This window comes from Pseudomonas sp. P5_152, from assembly GCF_033989915.1.
Taxonomy (GTDB): Bacteria; Pseudomonadota; Gammaproteobacteria; order Pseudomonadales; family Pseudomonadaceae; genus Aquipseudomonas.
Genome location: NZ_JASFAH010000002.1, coordinates 3,724,703 through 3,742,418 on the forward strand (window position 1 = coordinate 3,724,703; position 17,716 = coordinate 3,742,418).

The window sequence follows — 17,716 nt, forward strand, 5'->3', positions numbered from 1 at the left end:
CATGAGTTTTCTTGGTTGGCAGATGCGAACTACTGAAGGCTCATTAGCAAGGGCTGTGCCCAGTCGGAGAAAGGCAGGTAAATGTCGTGCTAGAGCGCTGGCGTTGGCTGGCAATGCACCAGGAGGGGACAATCGGCGGGCGTTGGTGCAGGGGCATGCGCCAGCTTGGCGCATGGGTGGCGGTGCCGGGACCCCAGGTGGGGGCTCCCGTCAGCTTATCGAGGGGGTTTACTGCTTGATGCACGTCTCCATGCCGTTGCCACCGCCTTCATACTCCGGGCCGTAGTAATACTTGCTGAAAGATACGCGGCCATCGGCGGCCGTTTTAACCTGCGCGATTCCCACGCCGTAATCTTTCAGGGCCGGGTCAGTGTGGGCAAAGTAGATCGCCAGCGACTTCCTGTGCGCGGCGGCGAAGCCGTTGTAGAAGGAGTTGTCGGCCAGGGTCAGGGTGAAACTGTAGGCACCATACGGACCGGTACTTTGCTCGGGGTTGAGCTGCATATCGACGGTGCCTTTGTACTCCCCTATATGACTGTCCATGCCAGTACATTGATATTTTCCCGAATAGTCAGTGCCGGTGAACGGCGGCTGGGCTGCCAGTGCGGGCAGTGAAACGAAGGCGAGGGAGGCTAGGATCTTCTTTATCAAGTTGACCTCTTTCAATTCTTTGTAGGAATTGTACGGATTGAAAAGTAGGAAGTTTCCCGCAACTAATGTTGTCTGGTTAGTGGGTGCTTAAGTTGCGGCAGCGGGAGTATGCCGAGGATTAGGCGGCGGCTCAAAACCAACCCAAGACAAGACTTTTCAAGTTGTTCAACGGTATTTCAAGCACCCTTGAAATACCGTTGCTCCGTCCCTGGCGATGTTCAGGAAGAAGAGGAGGCCGCTGCAGTCTGCCGGCTCACGCGCGCTAGCAGGAAACGGTCCAGCACCCACATCACCACCAGCGAAGCACCCACCAGCGGGAACAGCACGGCCAGCACCAGCATGATCAGCACCCCGGTTTTCCAGGTCGGCAGGCCATGGCGCAACGGTGGTACCCCGACTTTGCCCTGGGGCCGGCGCTTCCACCAGATCACCACGCCACTGACGGCGCTGAGCAGGATCATCAGGCAGATCAGCAGCACGATGAGCTGGTTGAGCACGCCGAACATCTTGCCTTCGTGCAGCATTACCCCCATTTCCGTGGCGCGGGCGACGTTGCCATAGTGTTCCCAGCGCACATCGGCCAGGACCTTGCCGCTGTACTGATCGACGTGCAGGGTGGCGTCGTTGCGCGGGTCGTCGGCGAACACGGCGATGGTGAACACACCGCTGGCGCTGGTAGGCAAGGTGATGCTGTAGCCCGGCTCGACCCGGCCTTGCTCGGCGATGTCCTGCACCGCCTGCAGGCTGATGCCCGGTGCTGCCGGCGCGCTGCTGGCGCCGTTGTGGGCCATGTGTTCGGCGTGGTCGCCGGACATCGGCATCGGCGTATTTTCCATGGCCCAGGGCACGGTCTGGCGGGCCGCGGTGTTGAGGCTGCGCGCTTGCTCGTCGGACTTGGGGACGTTGTCCCACATGGCGGCCGGGAACTGGTTCCAGAGTTCGGCGTAGGATTTGCCCCAGAAACCGGTCCAGGTCATACCGCTGAGCAGCATGACCAGCAGCAATGCCGCCCCCCAGAAGCCGGTGACGGCGTGCAGGTCACGCCACAGCACCCGACCACGACTGTTCAGGCGAGGCCAGAGAATGCCGGCGCCGCCCTTGCCACGAGGCCACCAGAGGTAGACCCCGGACACCACCAGCACGATGCCCCAGCCGGCCGCCATCTCGATCAGGCGATCGCCGAGGGTGCCGATCATCAGTTCGCCGTGAATCGCGCGGGCGATGGCTTGCAGGTTGTACTTGGCATCCTGCTCGCCGAGGATGTCGCCGTGGTAGGGGTCGACGAATACGTTGAGTTCGTTGCCCTGGTTGTGCAGCACAAATTGCGCGCTGCGCTCGGCATTGATCGCCGGCAGGTACTGGGTGACCTGGCCCTGTGGATACGCCGTTTGCACCCTGCGCAGCAGGTCGTCGGCACTGAGGGTGTGATGGCCGGCCGGGACATTCAGCAGGTTGCCGTACATCAGGGGATCGAGTTGTGGCTTGAACAGGTAAATGGTGCCGGTCAGTGCCAGCATCACCATGAAAGGGGCGACGAACAGCCCGGCATAAAAATGCCAGCGCCAGGCCAGGTTGTAGAAGGACACTTTGGGTTGGCTCATCAATAGCACTCCGCTCGGCTATGAATCTTTTATAGGTGTTGTGTGCTGCTGGTTCTGTAGCAACTGGCGCGGGCAGCGCCAGTTGCTACAGGCATGGCGTCCTTGCGAAGCGTTTTAGAAACTCATGTCCACTTTGGTCCAGAACGTGCGCCCCGGTTCATTGATCGCTTGTGGATCATTGGCCGGGTAGCCGAACCCAGCGTTGCCGGCCAGGTTCAAATGCTCGGCGTAGTCCTTGCCGAACAGGTTGTCGATGCCGCTGCTGACCTTCCAGTGCTGGTCGATGCGGTAGGCGCCATTGAGGGAGAACACCGCGAAGCCGGGGCTCTTGTCGTAGTCCTTGCCCACCACGTTGCCTTTGTTCTGGTCTATGCGGTTTTGCGCGGCGACTACCCGCCACAAGGCACCGGCGCTCCAGTTGTCTTCGCTGTAGGTCAGGCCGAAACGCGCGTCCAGCGGCGGCATTTGCGGCAGGGCGGTGTCGTGGGTGGTGTCTTTGCCCCAGGCGTAGGCCAGGGTGGCGTCGGCTTTCCAGTGGGATGTCAGGTTGTAGGCTGCACCCAGTTCACCACCCATGATGCGGGCGTTGATGTTCTCGGCCCGCGAGCTGGTGCCCATGGGCGTGGGGGTGTAGTCGAACAGGATGTAGTCGTGCACTTCGCCGATGTAGGCCGAGGCCCAGGCTTCGAGGTCCTGGGTCTTGTATTGCAGGCCGACGTCGAGCTGGGTGGTTTTCTCCGGCTGGATCGAGTCGAAGGCGTTGAGCGACCCCGCGGGACCGGACTTGGGCGAAAACAGCTCCCAGTAATCCGGGAAACGCTCAGCGTGGCCCAGGCCTGCGTACAGGGTGGTCGGGCTGTCCGCCAGGTCGTGTTCGTAGCGCACGAAGCCGCTGGGCAAGGTATCGGCGCGGGTGTCGTCGGCCGTCGGGTTGGGCTTGCTCATCATTCCGGAGCCGATGCTCTGGCGAAAATCCTTGGCCGAGGCACGGTCCAGGCGTGCGCCAGTGATCAGGCGATTGCGGTCGGCGGCGTACCAGGTCAGTTCACCGAACAGGCCGTAATTGTGGAAGTCCGCATCCTTGTTGCGTGGCACGTCCTTGTAGGTGTCGATGCCCATGGCGCTGCGCTGGCGGTGTTCGTTGGTCTGTGCGTCGACACCGCTGACCAGTTGCAGGTCGGCCCAGCGCCAGGTGGCCTTGACCCGCGCACCGAGGGTCCGGCGGTCGACGTTGGAGGCCATGGGGCCGGCCATCATCCCGGTGCCGGAGGGCGTGCGCAGGGTGTAGTTGTCCATCACGTGGTCGGCGTAGTTGTAGTAGACCTGGGCTTCGAGTTTCTCCAGCACTTCGCTGAGGTCCGACTGCACGAAACGCAGGCCCAGGCTTTCGCGCTTGAACTGTGAACCGTCCATGCCGCGTCCGGCATAACGCGCTTCACCGTCGCCCTTGCCGGCGGTCAACTCCAGCAAGGTGTCGGTGTTCGGGGTCCAGCCGACGGCGACGTCGCCGTTCCACTTGTCATAGCGCGACGGCACGCTGTCGTTGTTGCCGTCCTTATAGTCATCGGAGTGGGCAGTGTTGCCGATCACCCGCACGTAGCCCTGTGGGCCACCCGCAGCGGCATCCAGCACTTTGTCGAAGCGCCCGTTGGAGCCGCCCAGCACGCTGGCATTCACCCGGCTGCCGAGTTCGCCGAAACTTTCCGGTTCGCGATCGAAGAGGATCGTGCCAGCCGAGGCGCCGGGGCCCCAGAGCACGGTTTGTGGGCCCTTGATCACCGTGAGCGTGTCGTAGGTTTCCGGGGAGATGTACGAGGTGGGTGCGTCCATGCGGCCAGGGCAGGCGCCCAGCAGCATGCTGCCGTTGGTGAGGATGTTCAGCCGCGAGCCGAACATGCCGCGCAGCACCGGGTCGCCATTGGTGCCTCCGTTGCGCACCAGGGCGAAGCCGGGAATGGTCTTCAAGTAATCGCCACCGTCGCTGGCCGGCACCGGTTGGCGCGGGTCCTTGGGGTTGGTGACGATGGTCAGGGGCGAGCTGGGGGCAATGCCCGTAATCACGGTGGGGCTCAGCTCTTCGGCGTGCTGGCTGTGATCAACGGCCGTCTCGGCGGCGCCGGCCAATGGCGTGAGCAGGGCGCCGCACAGCAGCGCGGTGGCCTGTTTGAGGCGAACGCGCAAGGTATTAGGGGCGAAAGTTGCCTGGGCAGCGCTCAGGCGTGGGGCAGCAGAAAACCTGGACATAACAGTTCCATCAATCAGTCGTAAACACACGGCCAGCAGCCTGTGGCTGTCGAGTTCAACAGTTGGCCGTGTCAGTGGGGATGTGGGTGTTTACGCATTGATGGGTGGGGCGCGGGTGCGGGCGCCGGGGAAGACGGTCAGCCGGGCATGACCCAGGCGAGGTGATGAGCTGATGAAACCTTGCGCCAGAGGCGGGTCGAAAGTCGCCAGGGCCAGGCTGCCTGGCAGTGCCGGGCAATTGAAGAGCAGGTTGCAGTAGCCGCACTTTTCCCAGATTGCATGGTGATCGGCCTGGGGCGCGCAGTGTTCGGCGGGCGCTTGGGCCTCATGCCCGGCATGGGCTCCGGGCGCCATGTCCATGCTCATGTCCATCGACATGTTCATGGACATTGGGGCGCGTTGATCCATCGGCATCGACTGAGAAATCAGTGGGCCGATAAAGATCAACAGCATGGCAAACAGACTGACCCAACTGCCACGCGCGACCGTCAAGCTGGTCTTGCGTGGAGTTGTGCGCCTGCGGCCGGGTGAGCGCTGCGCGTTCACGGGCGGTGGTGCTGCCGGTTACTGGGCGTGCTGGTGCGTGTCGGTGCCAGCGGGCGGTTGTTTCTGCACCGCGACGTCCACGGTGAGGTTGCCGGCCTTCTCGAAATGCAGGGTCAACGGGAAGCGCTTGCCGTCGCTCAGCAGGCTGCGGTCCTTAAGCTCCATGAGCATCACGTGGTAGGCCATTGGCGCGAACGTGATGGTGCCGCCGGCGGGAATCTCGACGCTGGGCACCTGCTGCATTTTCATCAGGTCTTTTTGCATCAGGTGTTCGTGCAACTCGGCTTTGCCCGAGATAGGCGAGTCCACACTGAGCAGTCGGTCAGCGGTTTTGCCATTGTTGTGAATGACAAAGTAGGCCGCCACGGTCGGGGCATTGGGCGGCAGCTCTTGTGACCAGGGGTGGGCGATGTCCAGCTCACCGGCCTTGTATTCATGGGCATTGGCAAAGCAGGCAGGCAACAGCAATGCGGCGAGCAGCAACGTGTGCTTCACCAGGGATGGTTTTGACATGGCAGTTCTCCGAAACGATTAAAACGCAGGGTAGTTGCGAATCGAATCAGACCAGGGGAGAGGCCCGGGGGTTGAGACTGGGCCATTGCTGGCGCGGTGTCGGCGAGTCGAGGGTCGGCGCCGGCAGGCTGCGATTGGCTTCGAACCGGGCGAAGTACAGCTGCGGCGTATGCCCGGGCAATGCCACCAGGGGCGCTGAACCCGAGCAGCACCAGCAGTGCTGCATGTTGGAGTGTTGCTCGCCGGGCGGGGTTTTCTGTTCAAGGTTACCCAGGGAGATGGCGACCATGCGGGTGCCACTGGACGAGCAGAAACTGCCCCACATCAATTGCTCGGTCGGCGACTGGCCGGACGCTTTGGCCATGGCGCTGGACATCGGCATGGCGAGCATGTTGAACAGCACTGCGAAGCAGGCGATCCAGGCAATTGCTAGCCGTTGTCGGGACATGGTCAGATCCGGTGAAGTGGGAGATCAGGCGGCGTATTTAGCCTGATCGGGGTGGATAAGTAAAAAGCTGTCGTGCGGTGTGGTGTCGCAGTGTCATCAGGCAGCTGTCGCGTGAAGCTTGAGGCCCAGGGCCTTCATCACCTTCATGATAGTCGCGAATTCCGGATTGCCAGTGCTGCCGAGTGCCTTGTACAGGCTTTCACGGCCCAACCCGGTGTCGCGGGCGATCTGTGTCATGCCTTTGGCGCGCGCAATGTCATTGAGCGCGCAACGGATCAATACACCGTCGCCTGCATCCTCTTCAAAGCAGGCGTCCAGGTAGGCCGCCATTTCCTCAGGTGTCTTGAGGTATTGGGCGACGTCGAAACGGATAAATTGTTCAGCCATGGCTTACTCCTCGCTACCGATGTTTCGCGCCATCGACTGCGCGCGCTGGATGTCGCGTTTTTGCGTCGACTTGTCCCCTCCCGCCAACAACAGATAAACCACTCGATGTTTGCGGGTGAAGTACATTCGATAGCCAGGCCCGTAATGAACACGCATTTCATAAACAGCCTCACCCACAGGTTCACAATCACCGAAGTTGCCATGTTCCGCAGCTCGAAGCCTCGCCAGCAGGCGAGCCTTGCCGATGGTGTCCTTGATTGAGCCAAGCCAGTCGGAAAATAGGTCTGACTGTTCGAAGTCGATCATGGCTGATCGTATTCCTTGGGATACAGGTTGGCAAGCAGCACTTTCTCCAGGGCGAACGGCGGGTGCCGAGTAATCTTGGGTCGTGTGCTCGAAAGATTGAGGTATTTACGAAGAGTTGACGCAATGTAGAGCAGGCGTGTCGGGTTACACCAGACAGCGCTTTCTGGTTGTCTTGCCTGCTTTTTCTTGCTTGCCGTTGGTGGTCAGGAACCGTCTGACAACGACAGTGCCTTCAATACCTGCTCCACAGTGACAAATTCCCGATCCGCCGCTGGCAACACCGGACGCTTGAGAATCAGCACCGGCACCCCACACTCGCGGGCTACTTCGAGTTTCGGTTCGGTGGCGCTGCTGCCGCTGTTCTTGCTGATCAGGACGTCGATCTGCCGACGCTGGAACAGCGCGCGTTCGTCTTCGAGGTGGAATGGGCCGCGGGCTCCGAGCACTTCGCAGCGCGGGTTGCCGGGGTAAACCTCGAGCGCGCGCAAGGTCCAGAACTGCCCGGCCGGGATTTCGTCCAGGTGTTGTAGCGGCTCGCGGCCCAAGGTGAACAGCGGGCGTTGGAACGGCTTGAGGGCTGCACTCAGTTCGGCCCAGTCGCTGACTTCGCGCCAGTCATCGCCGGCTTGCGCCTGCCACGCTGGCCGGCGCAGCGCCCAGCATGGGATAGCGCTGAGTCGCGCGGCAGTGACGGCGTTCTGGCTGATCTGTGCGGCGTAGGGGTGGGTGGCGTCGAGCAGCAGGTCGATGCCTTGTTCCTGGATGAAACGGGCCAGGCCTTCGGCGCCGCCATAACCGCCGACGCGCACCTGGCACGTCAGGTCGCTGGGTACCCGGCCGACACCGGCCAGGCTGTAGATGTGCTGCGCGCCAAGCGTGCGAGCGATCGCCAGGGCTTCGGTGATACCGCCGAGCAACAACAGCCGTTTCATGGCAAGACTCCCGCTTGACCGACAATGCCGCCCTGGCGGTCGATGGCAAATACTTCGACCTGGACCTGGGCCGGCACCACGCTGCGGGCGAACGCCAGGGCGTGCTGGCACACCGCGTCACCCAGGGCGATGCCGGCGGCGCTGGCCATCGCCAGGGCCTGCTGACTGGTGTTGGCTTGGCGAATCTGCTGCTGCAGTGCGGCGTCGGCGCCCACCGCAGCGGCCCATTCGGCCAGTTGCCCAAGGTCGATGCTCGAATGTCGACTGTGCAGGTCCATGTGGCCGGCGGCGAGCTTGCTGATCTTGCCGAAGCCACCACACAGGCTGAGTTTATCCACAGGCACTTTGCGCAGGTGCTTGAGCACCGCACCGACAAAATCGCCCATTTCGATCAGGGCGATTTCCGGCAGGTTGTAGACCCGGCGCATGGTGTCTTCGCTGGCGTTGCCGGTGCAGGCGGCGATGTGCAGGTAGCCGTTGGTCTTGGCGACGTCGATGCCCTGGTGGATCGAGGCGATGTACGCCGCGCAGGAAAACGGCCGGACGATGCCGCTGGTGCCGAGAATCGACAGGCCACCGAGAATGCCCAGGCGCGGGTTCATGGTCTTCAGCGCCAGGGCTTCACCGTCCTGGACGTTGACCGTCACCGCAAAACCGCCGGCATAACCGAGCTCCAGGGCCAGGGCGCCGAGGTGGTCGCTGATCATCTTGCGCGGCACCGGATTGATCGCCGGCTCGCCGACGCCCAGCACCAGGCCTGGGCGGGTCACGGTGCCGACGCCAAGCCCGGCACTGAAGCGAATGCCGGGCTCGGCGGTCAGGCGCACCTGGCTGTAGAGCAAGGCACCGTGGGTCACGTCCGGGTCGTCGCCGGCATCCTTGATTGTGCCAGCCTCGGCGCCGTCGGCCAGGAGCCGGCAGAACTCCAGGCGCATCTGCACCTGCTTGCCCTTGGGCAGGACGATCTGCACCGCGTCACTGCTGCCGCCGCCCAGCAGCAAGCGCGCCGCCGCGAGGCTGGTGGCGGTGGCGCAACTGCCGGTGGTCAGGCCGCTGCGCAGGGGGGCGGGTTGTTCGCCGGTTTCGTCACGCATCGAGGGGTTTGACCAGATCCAGCAAGGTAATCGGCAGCGCCTGGCGCCAGGTGTCGAACTCGCCCAATGGCTGGGCCTGGGCGATGTGCAGCCGGGTCAGTTCGCCGCCGTGCCGCTCACGCCAGGCCAGCAAGGTCATTTCGCTTTGCAGGGTGACGGCGTTGGCAACCAGTCGGCCGCCGGGTTTGAGTTGCGCCCAGCACGTTTCGAGCACGCCGGCACGAGTCACGCCGCCGCCAATGAATATCGCGTCCGGGCGTTCGAGTCCGGCCAGCGCTTGTGGTGCGCTGCCGCGAATCAGCTGCAGGCCGGGGACGCCGAGGGTGTCGCGGTTGCGCTCGATCAGTAGCTGGCGGCCTGGGTCCGCCTCGATGGCAAAGGCGCGGCAACTGGGGTGGGCGCGCATCCATTCGATACCGATCGAGCCTGAGCCTGCGCCGACATCCCACAACAATTCGCCGGGTATCGGCGCCAGGTGGGCCAGGGTCACGGCCCGCACGTCGCGCTTGGTCAATTGGCCGTCGTGGGCGAAGGCCGAGTCCGGCAGGCCGGCCAGACGCGACAGGCGCGCAGCAGTCGGTTCGGCGATGCACTCGATGGCCAGCACATTGAGGTCGGCGACCGCGGGATCGTCCCATTCGCTGGCAAGGCCGTCGATCCGCCGCTCCTGCTCGCCGCCCAGGTGTTCCAGCACGCTGATCCGGCTCGGGCCGAAGCCCCGTTCACGCAGCAGCGCGGCCAATGCAGCCGGGCTGTGTCGGTCGTTGCTCAGCACCAACAGGCGTACCCCACTGAACAATTGGCCGTTGAGCGCGGCCAGTGGCCGGGCCACCAGCGACAGGCAGACCGCCTCTTGCAGTGGCCAGCCGAGGCGGGCGGCTGCCAGGGAGCAGGACGACGGCGCGGGCAGGATCAGCATCTCTTCGCTGGGCACCTGACGCGCCAGGCTGGCGCCGACGCCGAAAAACATCGGGTCACCACTGGCCAACACACAGACCGGTGCGCCGCGTTGCACCAGGAGCGGCTCCAGGGAGAACGGGCTTGGCCACAGTTGGCGCTCGCCACGGATGCACACCGGCAGCAGATCGAGCTGGCGCTGGCCGCCGATAATCCGTGCGGCCCCCAGCAATGCACGCCGGGCCTGCTTGCCCAGTCCCTTGAAGCCGTCTTCTCCGATGCCTACGACTGTCAGCCAGGGGGCCATCTATATTCCTCAAACATGAAGGTTCCGACGGGCAGGCTTTTCATGCCGTCGGACAAAGCAGGCATAATACCGCGCCTTCGCCCGCGAAGTGCTTCTACCTCTTGAGTCGGTCGCCCCCTTGAACGAACGTCCGTTGCATCCTGCCTTACGCCCCTCGGCCTGTCCGGGGTTGCTGCGTATCGTCCAGGCGCTGGATGGCGGGATCTGTCGGATCAAACTGAGCGGCGGCTCGATCAGTGCCGCCCAGGCCCTTGCGGTAGCCACGGCTGCCGAGGAATTTGCCGGTGGGGTGATCGAGGCGACCAACCGCGCCAATTTGCAGATTCGCGGCATTACCGGCGAGCACTCGCGGCTGATCGAGCGCCTGCTGGCGGCCGGACTCGGTCCGCGCTCGGCGGCGGGTGACGATGTACGCAACCTGATGCTCAGTCCGGCCGCCGGCATCGACCGCGCCATGGTGCTGGATACCCGGGCGCTGGCGGCGCAGATCCTCGCGACCCTGGAGAGCAATCCGGGCCTGCATGACCTGTCCGCCAAGTTCGCCGTGCAACTGGATGGCGGGGAGGCGCTGGCCATGCTCGAGCACCCCCATGACCTGTGGTTGAGTGCGTTCGAGCGCAAGGGTGAGCCCTGGTTGGCCTTTGGCCTGGCCGGTTGCCCGACGGACACCGCCGCGGGTGCCGTGCGGCTCGACGACGGCCACTGCCTGGTGGTGGCGGTGCTGGAGCTGTTTCTCGCACTGGCGCGGCCGGAGCAGACTCGCATGCGCCACTTGCTGGCCGAACGTTCCGTGGACTCGCTGCTGGTGCTGCTCGGTGAACGGCTGCCGCTGCAGCGACTCGATACCTGGCAGCGCACGCCGGCACCGTCGGGGCGGCACCTGGGTACTTATCCACAGCGTCAGCCGGGCCTGGTCCATGTAGGGGCCGTGCCGCCGTTGGGACGGCTGACCTCGGAAATGCTCCAAGGCGCGGCGCTACTGTGTGAGCAATACGGTGATGCCAGTCTGCGCCTGACACCCTGGCAGAGTCTGTTGCTGCCCAACATCTGCGAGCAGGACGCGCCCGCCCTCAGCCAACAGTTGCAAGCGCTGGGGTTCCTGTTGAGCGCCGATCAGGCCTTGGCCCATGTGCTGGCCTGCACCGGTTCCACCGGTTGTGCCAAAGGCCTGGCCGACACCAAGCGCGACGGCCAGCGCCTGGCCGCGCTGCGCCAATCAGCCGACGCGCCACTGCAGGTGCATTTATCCGGTTGCCCGCGTTCCTGCGCCGCCGCCCATACGGCGCCCGTGACCTTGCTGGCGGTCAGCCCCGGTCACTACGACCTCTATTTTCGCGATGCAGGGCAGGCCGGTTTCGGCGCCCTGCAAGCACGTAACCTCACTATTGAAGCGGCGGGTGCACTGCTTGATGCCCGCCCACGGAGCCCCCTTGATGCTTGATTACATCCGCGACGGTCAGGAGATCTATCGCAACTCCTTCGCGATCATTCGCGCCGAGGCGAACCTGGACCGTATTCCGGCCGATCTGGAAAAACTCGCGGTGCGGGTGATCCACGCCTGCGGCATGGTCGAGGCCATCGATGGCCTGCAGTTTTCCGCCGGGGCGGGCAAGGCCGGGCGTGATGCGCTGGCGGCCGGTGCACCGATTCTGTGTGACGCGCGGATGGTCTCCGAGGGCGTGACCCGGGCCCGCTTGCCAGCCAACAACCCAGTGATCTGTACCCTGCGCGACGACAGCGTGGCCGAGTTGGCGCGCGAACTGGGCAACACCCGTTCCGCTGCGGCGCTGGAGTTGTGGCGTCCGCACCTGGAAGGCAGCGTGGTGGTGATCGGCAACGCCCCGACCGCGTTGTTCTACCTGCTGGAAATGCTCGACGCCGGCGCACCCAAGCCGGCGCTGATTCTCGGCTTCCCGGTGGGGTTTGTCGGCGCCGCCGAATCCAAGGCCATGCTCGCGGCGGACAGCCGAGGCGTGCCCTTCGTGATCATGCAAGGCCGGCTGGGCGGTAGCGCCATGGCCGCCGCCGCGGTCAATGCCCTCGCCACGGAGATTGAATGATGCAGCAACCTGGACGCTTGATCGGCCTGGGCGTGGGCCCCGGTGACCCGGAACTGATTACCGTCAAGGCCCTGCGCCTGCTGCGCGAGTCGCCCGTGGTGGCGTACTTCGTGGCCAAGGGCAAGAAAGGCAATGCCTTCGGCATCATCGAAGCCCACCTGCAAGAGGCGCAAAACCTGTTGCCGCTGGTGTACCCGGTGACCACCGAAGCGTTGCCAGCGCCGCTGTCCTACGAAGAAATCATCAGTGATTTCTACGACGGCGCTGCCCAGGCGGTGGCCGCGCACCTGGACGCCGGCCGCGACGTGGCGGTGATCTGCGAAGGCGATCCGTTCTTCTACGGCTCTTACATGTACCTGCACGACCGTCTGGCCACGCGCTATGAAGCCGAAGTGGTGCCAGGTGTGTGCTCGATGCTCGGTGGCGCTTCGGTGCTTGGCGCGCCGTTGGTGTATCGCAACCAGAGCCTGTCGGTGCTGTCCGGCGTGCTGCCCCACGAAGACCTCAAGCGCCGCCTGGCCGATGCGGACGCGGCGGTGATCATGAAGCTTGGCCGTAACTTCCCGAAAGTGCGCCAAGTGCTCGAGGAGCTGGGACTGGCCGAGCGAGCGCTGTATGTCGAGCGGGCGACCATGGCCAATCAGAAGATTGTGCCGCTGGATCAGGTCGAGCCGATGTCCTCGCCGTACTTCTCGCTGATTATCGTTCCTGGCGAAAGGTGGCAAGGCTGATGACCCATTCCACGCCAGCCATTGTCATTCTCGGCCAGGGTAGCCTGGCCACTGCGCGTCGCCTGCAACAGGTGTATCCCACCGCCTTGATCCACGGTCTCGGTGGGCGGGTAGAAGGCGCAGACCGGGTGTATCGGGAGTTCGGCGCGACCCTGCGCGAACTCTATCAACAGGGCACGCCGATCATTGCCCTGTGTGCGGCCGGTATCGTGATCCGCACCCTGGCACCGTTGCTGCTGGAGAAAGGTGCCGAGCCGCCGGTGCTGGCGGTGGCGGAAGACGGCAGCGCAGTAGTGCCGCTGCTGGGTGGTCTCGGCGGGGTGAATGGCATGGCCCGGGAGATTGCCGCGGCATTCGAGGTGGCGCCAGCGATCACCACCAGCGGTGAGTTGCGCTTCGGCACCTGCTTGCTCAATCCACCCAGCGGATATGCGTTGGGTGATCTGGAGGCGGGTAAACGTTTTGTCTCCGATCTGCTGGCCGGTCACTCCGTGCGCGTCGAAGGTGCCGCGCCCTGGCTGGCGCAAGCCCAACTGCCGGAGGATCCGCAGGCCCAGCATTCGATCCACGTCGGCAGTGCCGAGCGTGTGGCGACGGTCAACGAGTTGTTGATCTATCCGCGCAGCGTCGCGGTGATCGTGGCCAGCGCCGCAGAGGATCTGCCAGAGCGGATTCGCGCGGCCTTGCAGGAGGCGCAACTCGCGCTGCCGGCCCTGGCCTGCCTAGTGGCGCCGCAGGCACAGATGGCCTGCCCGGTGTTGCGTGAAGCCGCGCTGGCGTTGGCCGTACCGCTGCGTTTTGTCGCCTCGGCGATCGACCTTGAAACCCTGGCGCGCAGCGCCGTGCCAGAGGGGCGTCTGATCGCCTGCACCCAGGAGCTGATGATTGCCGTGGCCGAACAGCCGCTGCAGGTGAATCTTATCGGCCGCCCCCGTGGGCGTCTGGCGGTGATTGGCCTCGGCCCGGGCGCCGCCGAACTGATGGTGCCAGCGGTGAAAGCCGAACTGGCGCGAGCCACCGATGTGCTCGGCTATGAAACCTACGTACGCATGGCCGGACCGTTTCGTGAGGACCAGGTGCAGCACTGCACCGACAACCGCGAAGAGATGCAACGGGCCCGGCACGCCTTTGAACTGGCCGCCCAGGGGCGTTCGGTGATCGTGGTGTCGTCCGGTGATCCGGGAGTGTTCGCCATGGCGGCGGCGGTGCTTGAGGCGTTGCACGAGTCGGATGACCCGGCGTGGCATAACGTCGACCTGCAAATCCTGCCCGGGGTCTCTGCTTCGCTGGCCACCGCCGCCCAGGCCGGAGCACCGCTGGGGCATGACTTCTGCGTGATGTCGCTCTCCGATAACCTGAAACCCTGGTCGATCATCGAGAAGCGCCTGGACCTGGCAGCCGAGGCCGATCTGGCGCTGGCGTTCTACAACCCGATTTCCCGCTCGCGCCCCTGGCAGTTGGGGCGCGCGCTGGAGATTGTCGCCCAGCATCGCGCACCTGCAACGCCGGTAGTCCTGGGCCGGGACATCGGCCGCCCCGGCCAGACCCTGCGCATCACCACCCTCGGTGCGCTGACCCCTGATCAAGTCGACATGCGCACTATGGTGCTGGTCGGTTCTTCCACGACCTGCACTTTTCCACGTAGCGACGGCGGTGAGTGGGTCTATACGCCACGTTGGTATGGTGAAAAGCCTGGCACTTGAATAATAACGCCCCTTCTTAGGGGCGTTATTGTTTTACCCCTGTTAACGGATTTGTGAAGTTTGTATTGGGGGCAGATAACCGTGGCCGTATAACGCTGAATAAATCACAGCTTGAAGTCATTCTCTCGGTCTGCTGTTTCGCGGTGCCGAAGCGCTCGATGCGGCGTCAAGGCATGGACTGGAACTGGCCATGGAGTTTTCTGGCGAGCGTGTCTCGCTGTCACCAGCAGAGCTGATGGCGGGGCTTGAGCCGGGCCTCAGGGCACCAGGTAGCCCTTGACCCCGGTAAAGATGATTTGCGCCGCCAGTGCACAGACAAACAGCCCCATCAGGCGGCTGACGATCTGCAAGCCCTGGTCACCGAGAATCCGCTCGATCCGATTGGAAAGGTACAGCACCACGCCCACAGTGAGACTGGCCAGGGCAATACTCATGATCGCAGTGAGTTTATCGTCCCAGTGCGGTTGGCCGACGCCCATCACCAGCAAGGCACCGATGGTGCCGGGACCGACGGTCAGCGGGATGGTCAGCGGGACGATGGTCACATCCTGCTGCACGTTGTCGGTCTGCACCGCGGATTTGCCTTGGGCCATGCCCAATGCCGAGATGAACAGTACGCTGCCGGCGCCGATGCGAAAGGCGTCTACGGTGATGCCGAACACGTTGAAAATCACCCGGCCGAACAGGTACAGCAAAATGCTGGAAATCAGGGTCGCGAGTGCGACTTTCCACGCCAGGCGCCGACGCTCCTTGTTGGAATAGCCGCGGGTCAGGCTGATGAAGCACGACAGCACGAAGAACGGGCTATAGAGCACCAACATTTTCAGGTAAACGCTGAATAGCACGTGGAGCATGGTTTTGGCTCGCGGCGGGAGAGTGTTGGGGGAGTCTATCAGTCGGTCTATAGGTTGTGGGAGATGGCTGGGAGATCAATGATTATTTTGTCGGTACGTAGTTAGTTGTTTTGTTTAGGTAGTTCAATACTTGGGTGGCAGTTATTATTGGAAAGTTACAGGTTGTTGTTTGTGATTTTCCTTGTTCCTGTTTATGGTCGCTCTGCAGTCGCATGAAGAGGCTGGAATTATAATCAAGGAGCTGGTCATGAATGTTGTTGATGGTGTGTATGGAATGACTGCCGTCGGATGTGTTGAACGTATCAGGAGTTATGAGATAGCGAACTCCTCGACTCTACGCTCCCGCAGTTTTGCTTTGCCGGAAGTTGAGGCGCCGGAAAAAGCTGCTGTTGTCGGGGAGGGTGTTTTGTCTTTTACCGGTAATCTCGCTGGGCAAAATATCGACGATGTCATGCACGCGTTTCTTTTTGCAACGCTGGCGTCGAACAAAGCATTTCCGCGCGAGGAGCAGGGTAAGGAGTGGTACTACCATTTTGTCCAGGTCATGACCGATGCCGGTTGGCTGCCCACCCAGAAGTTTTATAACGACATCAATATCGGGGGTAACTCGGTGCGCATGGATGAATTGGTCCTGGAGATCCTTGGGGCTGTCGTGGCCGGGATTGCCTTGCCGGGTTCTACCTCCGCACTGATGCTGAAAGTGGCAAGTTCCGCCATCAACGCACTGAAAAAGCGCGAAACCGCGCTGACCCTGTATGAGCGCAACATGCTTGAAAATGGCGTAGGCGGTACCGCGGCCGGAACCTGTACGGAAATCAATGGTGAAGTGACACTGGCCTTGGGGACCGTGCGGTTTATTCGCAAGAATACTTCGACCCAGGTTCTGTTTTCCGACTGGGATTCTCGCGATGTGAAGCTGTATCGCGGTGAGTCGATATTCAGGAAAGTACCGGCTATTGTCGAGGTGACCCGCGAGGTCATTCTAGAGAAGTTAGGTATCAACGCAAAAACCAAGATCTCCAACTACCAAATTTAACGGAATAAAAATAAAAGGGGAGCCATGCAGTGGCTGCCCTTTTAGTTTTGGGGGTTTGCTATGGAACAGCATTACATGGTGTATGCAGTAAGGGATGCGGTTGTTGCATTGCCCGGAGCCAATGGCCTGGCCACGTGTTCTGATGTCGTCAAATCGTGCCTGTTGGCCCAACTGGTGGCTAATAAAAAAATGCAGATGAAGGCGGCTGTCGATTGGTACGACGCCTATCTGCAGGTGGTCGATGATTTTTGGATACGCTCGCTCAAGGCGCAGCAGCATTTTTCCCTGGGACCCCAGAGTGGCAGTTCCCCCTTGGAGTGGGCAGCCGGGATGATGACCAATTGCAAAGATCGTTCGGGGCAGGCTTTTGCCGCTTTCCTGCCCCATATAGCGCACTTGAACAGCTCCGTTGCAGCCATTGGCGAGCTGCCTGGAAACGCCAGTCCACCCCTGCAGGACGTGCGTCTGTTGGCGATCCTGGCGCTGACGCCAACCTCGATCATCAGCCTGTATATCGTCTTCCAGACTCGCCAGGTGCTGAGCGCAAACCCCTGGTCGCAGGCATTTTGCGTTGAGGAGGTGGTGGGCCCTGTATGCATTCGCCAGGCGCGGGCGAATCTTTCCGAACTCCTTTATGCACGGGCTCGTGAGGCGGTTGACCTGAAACTCAGGGATAAACTGAGCGACAACCTTGCGAAGCTGGGTGAAATCACCGATGTCACCTGTAAACCCTTCACGGTGGAGGGCCGCTCATGATCGATACCACTGCACAGGCCGCCGTGGTGGGTGGCAGCCTGATCGCCTTTGCCGGTGATCTACCGGAGTCCCATCGGGAAGACATTTACCTCAGTACCCTGTACGCGCAAAGGGCGACCCGCGCGGCAGTTGCCGATGGCCTGGAAGGCGACTGGTTTGAGTATTACCGCAACACGCTCAAGTTCATCGGCTGGGATGTGCCACGGCCGGAGGGGTTGCTGCTCACGTCCACCGACTCGATGGGCCATCAGGTCATTCAGCAGATTTCCAGGCGCCTGGGTGAGGCTTTTTCCAGTCCCATCAGTCGTGCAATGGCAGCCCTGGAGCAGAACCAGGCGGCGCTCGATTTGTTCGAGTCCAGCAGCCTGACACAGCAAACCGGGGTCTTTCAGATGATTCCCTGCATCGCCAACGGCCCGAACAAGATCGACCTGGGTCTCTACCACCGACAGTTCAGGCTGTATCGAAGCGCTCCGCAGTTTCTATTCGCGCAAGAACAGGTGCGAGAGAGCAGGGAGCAGATGGCGTTGCTGACCTTCAATACGCTTTACTACGCGCAGTTTCGCGAGAAAGTTAAAAAAGCGGTCCTGGAGCAATCACTCACGTCCATCCGCGGGCTGTCGATTTGACTGGGACGCAGCGAGGGGATT

The 17,716-nt window shown here is 62.5% G+C and carries 19 protein-coding genes; 7 read left to right on the forward strand and 12 right to left on the reverse strand.

Annotated elements, in window-relative coordinates; all coding sequences use genetic code 11:
- Positions 1-228: 228 nt before the first annotated feature.
- The 11 genes from QMK50_RS16825 to cbiE form a co-directional block, all read right to left on the reverse strand.
- A complete protein-coding gene (locus tag QMK50_RS16825) occupies positions 229-543 on the reverse strand; it encodes a hypothetical protein (RefSeq protein WP_237234958.1) in 315 nt (104 codons plus the stop codon).
- A gap of 326 nt (positions 544-869) precedes the next feature.
- Positions 870-2,252, reverse strand: a complete 1,383-nt coding sequence (locus tag QMK50_RS16830; protein WP_159993511.1) for a PepSY-associated TM helix domain-containing protein — start codon at positions 2,250-2,252, stop codon at positions 870-872.
- Positions 2,253-2,366: 114 nt separating this feature from the next.
- On the reverse strand, positions 2,367-4,496 hold the full coding sequence (locus tag QMK50_RS16835) for a TonB-dependent copper receptor (protein WP_320333538.1): 2,130 nt from the start codon (positions 4,494-4,496) through the stop codon (positions 2,367-2,369).
- A gap of 90 nt (positions 4,497-4,586) precedes the next feature.
- On the reverse strand, positions 4,587-4,988 hold the full coding sequence (locus QMK50_RS16840; RefSeq protein WP_320333539.1) for a DUF2946 domain-containing protein: 402 nt from the start codon (positions 4,986-4,988) through the stop codon (positions 4,587-4,589).
- 72 nt (positions 4,989-5,060) lie between these two features.
- A complete protein-coding gene (locus QMK50_RS16845; protein ID WP_095171161.1) occupies positions 5,061-5,540 on the reverse strand; it encodes a copper chaperone PCu(A)C in 480 nt (159 codons plus the stop codon).
- A gap of 61 nt (positions 5,541-5,601) precedes the next feature.
- Positions 5,602-6,003 (reverse strand): DUF2946 domain-containing protein, encoded by a 402-nt coding sequence (locus QMK50_RS16850; protein ID WP_095171109.1) that lies wholly within the window; start codon positions 6,001-6,003, stop codon positions 5,602-5,604.
- Between the two features lie 96 nt (positions 6,004-6,099).
- Complete coding sequence (locus tag QMK50_RS16855) at positions 6,100-6,390, reverse strand: addiction module antidote protein (RefSeq protein WP_320333540.1); 291 nt, start codon at positions 6,388-6,390, stop codon at positions 6,100-6,102.
- Positions 6,391-6,393: 3 nt separating this feature from the next.
- A complete protein-coding gene (locus tag QMK50_RS16860) occupies positions 6,394-6,696 on the reverse strand; it encodes a type II toxin-antitoxin system RelE/ParE family toxin (protein ID WP_159993515.1) in 303 nt (100 codons plus the stop codon).
- Between the two features lie 203 nt (positions 6,697-6,899).
- Complete coding sequence (locus QMK50_RS16865; RefSeq protein WP_095171115.1) at positions 6,900-7,628, reverse strand: cobalt-precorrin-6A reductase; 729 nt, start codon at positions 7,626-7,628, stop codon at positions 6,900-6,902.
- Positions 7,625-8,722, reverse strand: a complete 1,098-nt coding sequence (locus tag QMK50_RS16870) for a cobalt-precorrin-5B (C(1))-methyltransferase (protein ID WP_159993519.1) — start codon at positions 8,720-8,722, stop codon at positions 7,625-7,627. The genes QMK50_RS16865 and QMK50_RS16870 overlap by 4 nt, the downstream gene beginning before the upstream one ends.
- A complete protein-coding gene (gene cbiE, locus QMK50_RS16875; protein ID WP_159993521.1) occupies positions 8,715-9,926 on the reverse strand; it encodes a precorrin-6y C5,15-methyltransferase (decarboxylating) subunit CbiE in 1,212 nt (403 codons plus the stop codon). Before cbiE ends, QMK50_RS16870 begins: the two co-directional genes overlap by 8 nt.
- Positions 9,927-10,059: 133 nt before the next feature.
- Here cbiE and cobG point away from each other — a divergent pair, with 133 nt between their 5' ends.
- From cobG to cobJ, 4 genes are read left to right on the forward strand one after another with little or no spacing between them, the layout of a single operon-like run.
- Positions 10,060-11,367 (forward strand): precorrin-3B synthase, encoded by a 1,308-nt coding sequence (cobG, locus tag QMK50_RS16880; RefSeq protein WP_320333541.1) that lies wholly within the window; start codon positions 10,060-10,062, stop codon positions 11,365-11,367.
- Complete coding sequence (locus QMK50_RS16885; protein ID WP_095171133.1) at positions 11,360-11,986, forward strand: precorrin-8X methylmutase; 627 nt, start codon at positions 11,360-11,362, stop codon at positions 11,984-11,986. Before cobG ends, QMK50_RS16885 begins: the two co-directional genes overlap by 8 nt.
- The gene (locus tag QMK50_RS16890; protein WP_095171163.1) at positions 11,986-12,717 is read left to right on the forward strand and encodes a precorrin-2 C(20)-methyltransferase; all 732 of its coding nucleotides are present in this window, start codon (positions 11,986-11,988) and stop codon (positions 12,715-12,717) included. The genes QMK50_RS16885 and QMK50_RS16890 overlap by 1 nt, the downstream gene beginning before the upstream one ends.
- Complete coding sequence (cobJ, locus tag QMK50_RS16895) at positions 12,717-14,420, forward strand: precorrin-3B C(17)-methyltransferase (protein WP_320333542.1); 1,704 nt, start codon at positions 12,717-12,719, stop codon at positions 14,418-14,420. Before QMK50_RS16890 ends, cobJ begins: the two co-directional genes overlap by 1 nt.
- Before the next feature lie 257 nt (positions 14,421-14,677).
- On the opposite strand, the gene QMK50_RS16900 is transcribed toward cobJ, so the two are convergent.
- Positions 14,678-15,274 carry a MarC family protein gene (locus tag QMK50_RS16900; protein ID WP_095171137.1) on the reverse strand — a complete coding sequence of 199 codons (597 nt, stop codon included), beginning with the start codon at positions 15,272-15,274 and terminating at the stop codon, positions 14,678-14,680.
- 247 nt (positions 15,275-15,521) lie between these two features.
- Here QMK50_RS16900 and QMK50_RS16905 point away from each other — a divergent pair, with 247 nt between their 5' ends.
- Genes QMK50_RS16905 through QMK50_RS16915 form a run of 3 tightly spaced genes read left to right on the forward strand, consistent with a single transcriptional unit; the run spans position 15,522 to position 17,695 of the window.
- Positions 15,522-16,310 (forward strand): hypothetical protein, encoded by a 789-nt coding sequence (locus QMK50_RS16905; RefSeq protein WP_320333543.1) that lies wholly within the window; start codon positions 15,522-15,524, stop codon positions 16,308-16,310.
- Between the two features lie 60 nt (positions 16,311-16,370).
- Complete coding sequence (locus QMK50_RS16910) at positions 16,371-17,066, forward strand: hypothetical protein (protein ID WP_320333544.1); 696 nt, start codon at positions 16,371-16,373, stop codon at positions 17,064-17,066.
- Positions 17,063-17,695 (forward strand): hypothetical protein, encoded by a 633-nt coding sequence (locus tag QMK50_RS16915; RefSeq protein WP_320333545.1) that lies wholly within the window; start codon positions 17,063-17,065, stop codon positions 17,693-17,695. The genes QMK50_RS16910 and QMK50_RS16915 overlap by 4 nt, the downstream gene beginning before the upstream one ends.
- Positions 17,696-17,716: the final 21 nt, after the last annotated feature.

Coding starts and splice junctions, on each gene's coding strand:
- QMK50_RS16855 (WP_320333540.1), bottom strand. CDS start 6,390: ATGGCTGAACAATTTATCCGTTTCGACGTCGCCCAATACCTCAAGACA.
- QMK50_RS16825 (WP_237234958.1), bottom strand. CDS start 543: ATGGACAGTCATATAGGGGAGTACAAAGGCACCGTCGATATGCAGCTC.
- QMK50_RS16850 (WP_095171109.1), bottom strand. CDS start 6,003: ATGTCCCGACAACGGCTAGCAATTGCCTGGATCGCCTGCTTCGCAGTG.
- cobJ (WP_320333542.1), top strand. CDS start 12,717: ATGACCCATTCCACGCCAGCCATTGTCATTCTCGGCCAGGGTAGCCTG.
- QMK50_RS16865 (WP_095171115.1), bottom strand. CDS start 7,628: ATGAAACGGCTGTTGTTGCTCGGCGGTATCACCGAAGCCCTGGCGATC.
- QMK50_RS16890 (WP_095171163.1), top strand. CDS start 11,986: ATGCAGCAACCTGGACGCTTGATCGGCCTGGGCGTGGGCCCCGGTGAC.
- QMK50_RS16910 (WP_320333544.1), top strand. CDS start 16,371: ATGGAACAGCATTACATGGTGTATGCAGTAAGGGATGCGGTTGTTGCA.
- QMK50_RS16835 (WP_320333538.1), bottom strand. CDS start 4,496: ATGTCCAGGTTTTCTGCTGCCCCACGCCTGAGCGCTGCCCAGGCAACT.
- QMK50_RS16915 (WP_320333545.1), top strand. CDS start 17,063: ATGATCGATACCACTGCACAGGCCGCCGTGGTGGGTGGCAGCCTGATC.
- QMK50_RS16870 (WP_159993519.1), bottom strand. CDS start 8,722: ATGCGTGACGAAACCGGCGAACAACCCGCCCCCCTGCGCAGCGGCCTG.
- QMK50_RS16905 (WP_320333543.1), top strand. CDS start 15,522: ATGAATGTTGTTGATGGTGTGTATGGAATGACTGCCGTCGGATGTGTT.
- cbiE (WP_159993521.1), bottom strand. CDS start 9,926: ATGGCCCCCTGGCTGACAGTCGTAGGCATCGGAGAAGACGGCTTCAAG.
- QMK50_RS16860 (WP_159993515.1), bottom strand. CDS start 6,696: ATGATCGACTTCGAACAGTCAGACCTATTTTCCGACTGGCTTGGCTCA.
- QMK50_RS16885 (WP_095171133.1), top strand. CDS start 11,360: ATGCTTGATTACATCCGCGACGGTCAGGAGATCTATCGCAACTCCTTC.
- QMK50_RS16900 (WP_095171137.1), bottom strand. CDS start 15,274: ATGCTCCACGTGCTATTCAGCGTTTACCTGAAAATGTTGGTGCTCTAT.
- QMK50_RS16830 (WP_159993511.1), bottom strand. CDS start 2,252: ATGAGCCAACCCAAAGTGTCCTTCTACAACCTGGCCTGGCGCTGGCAT.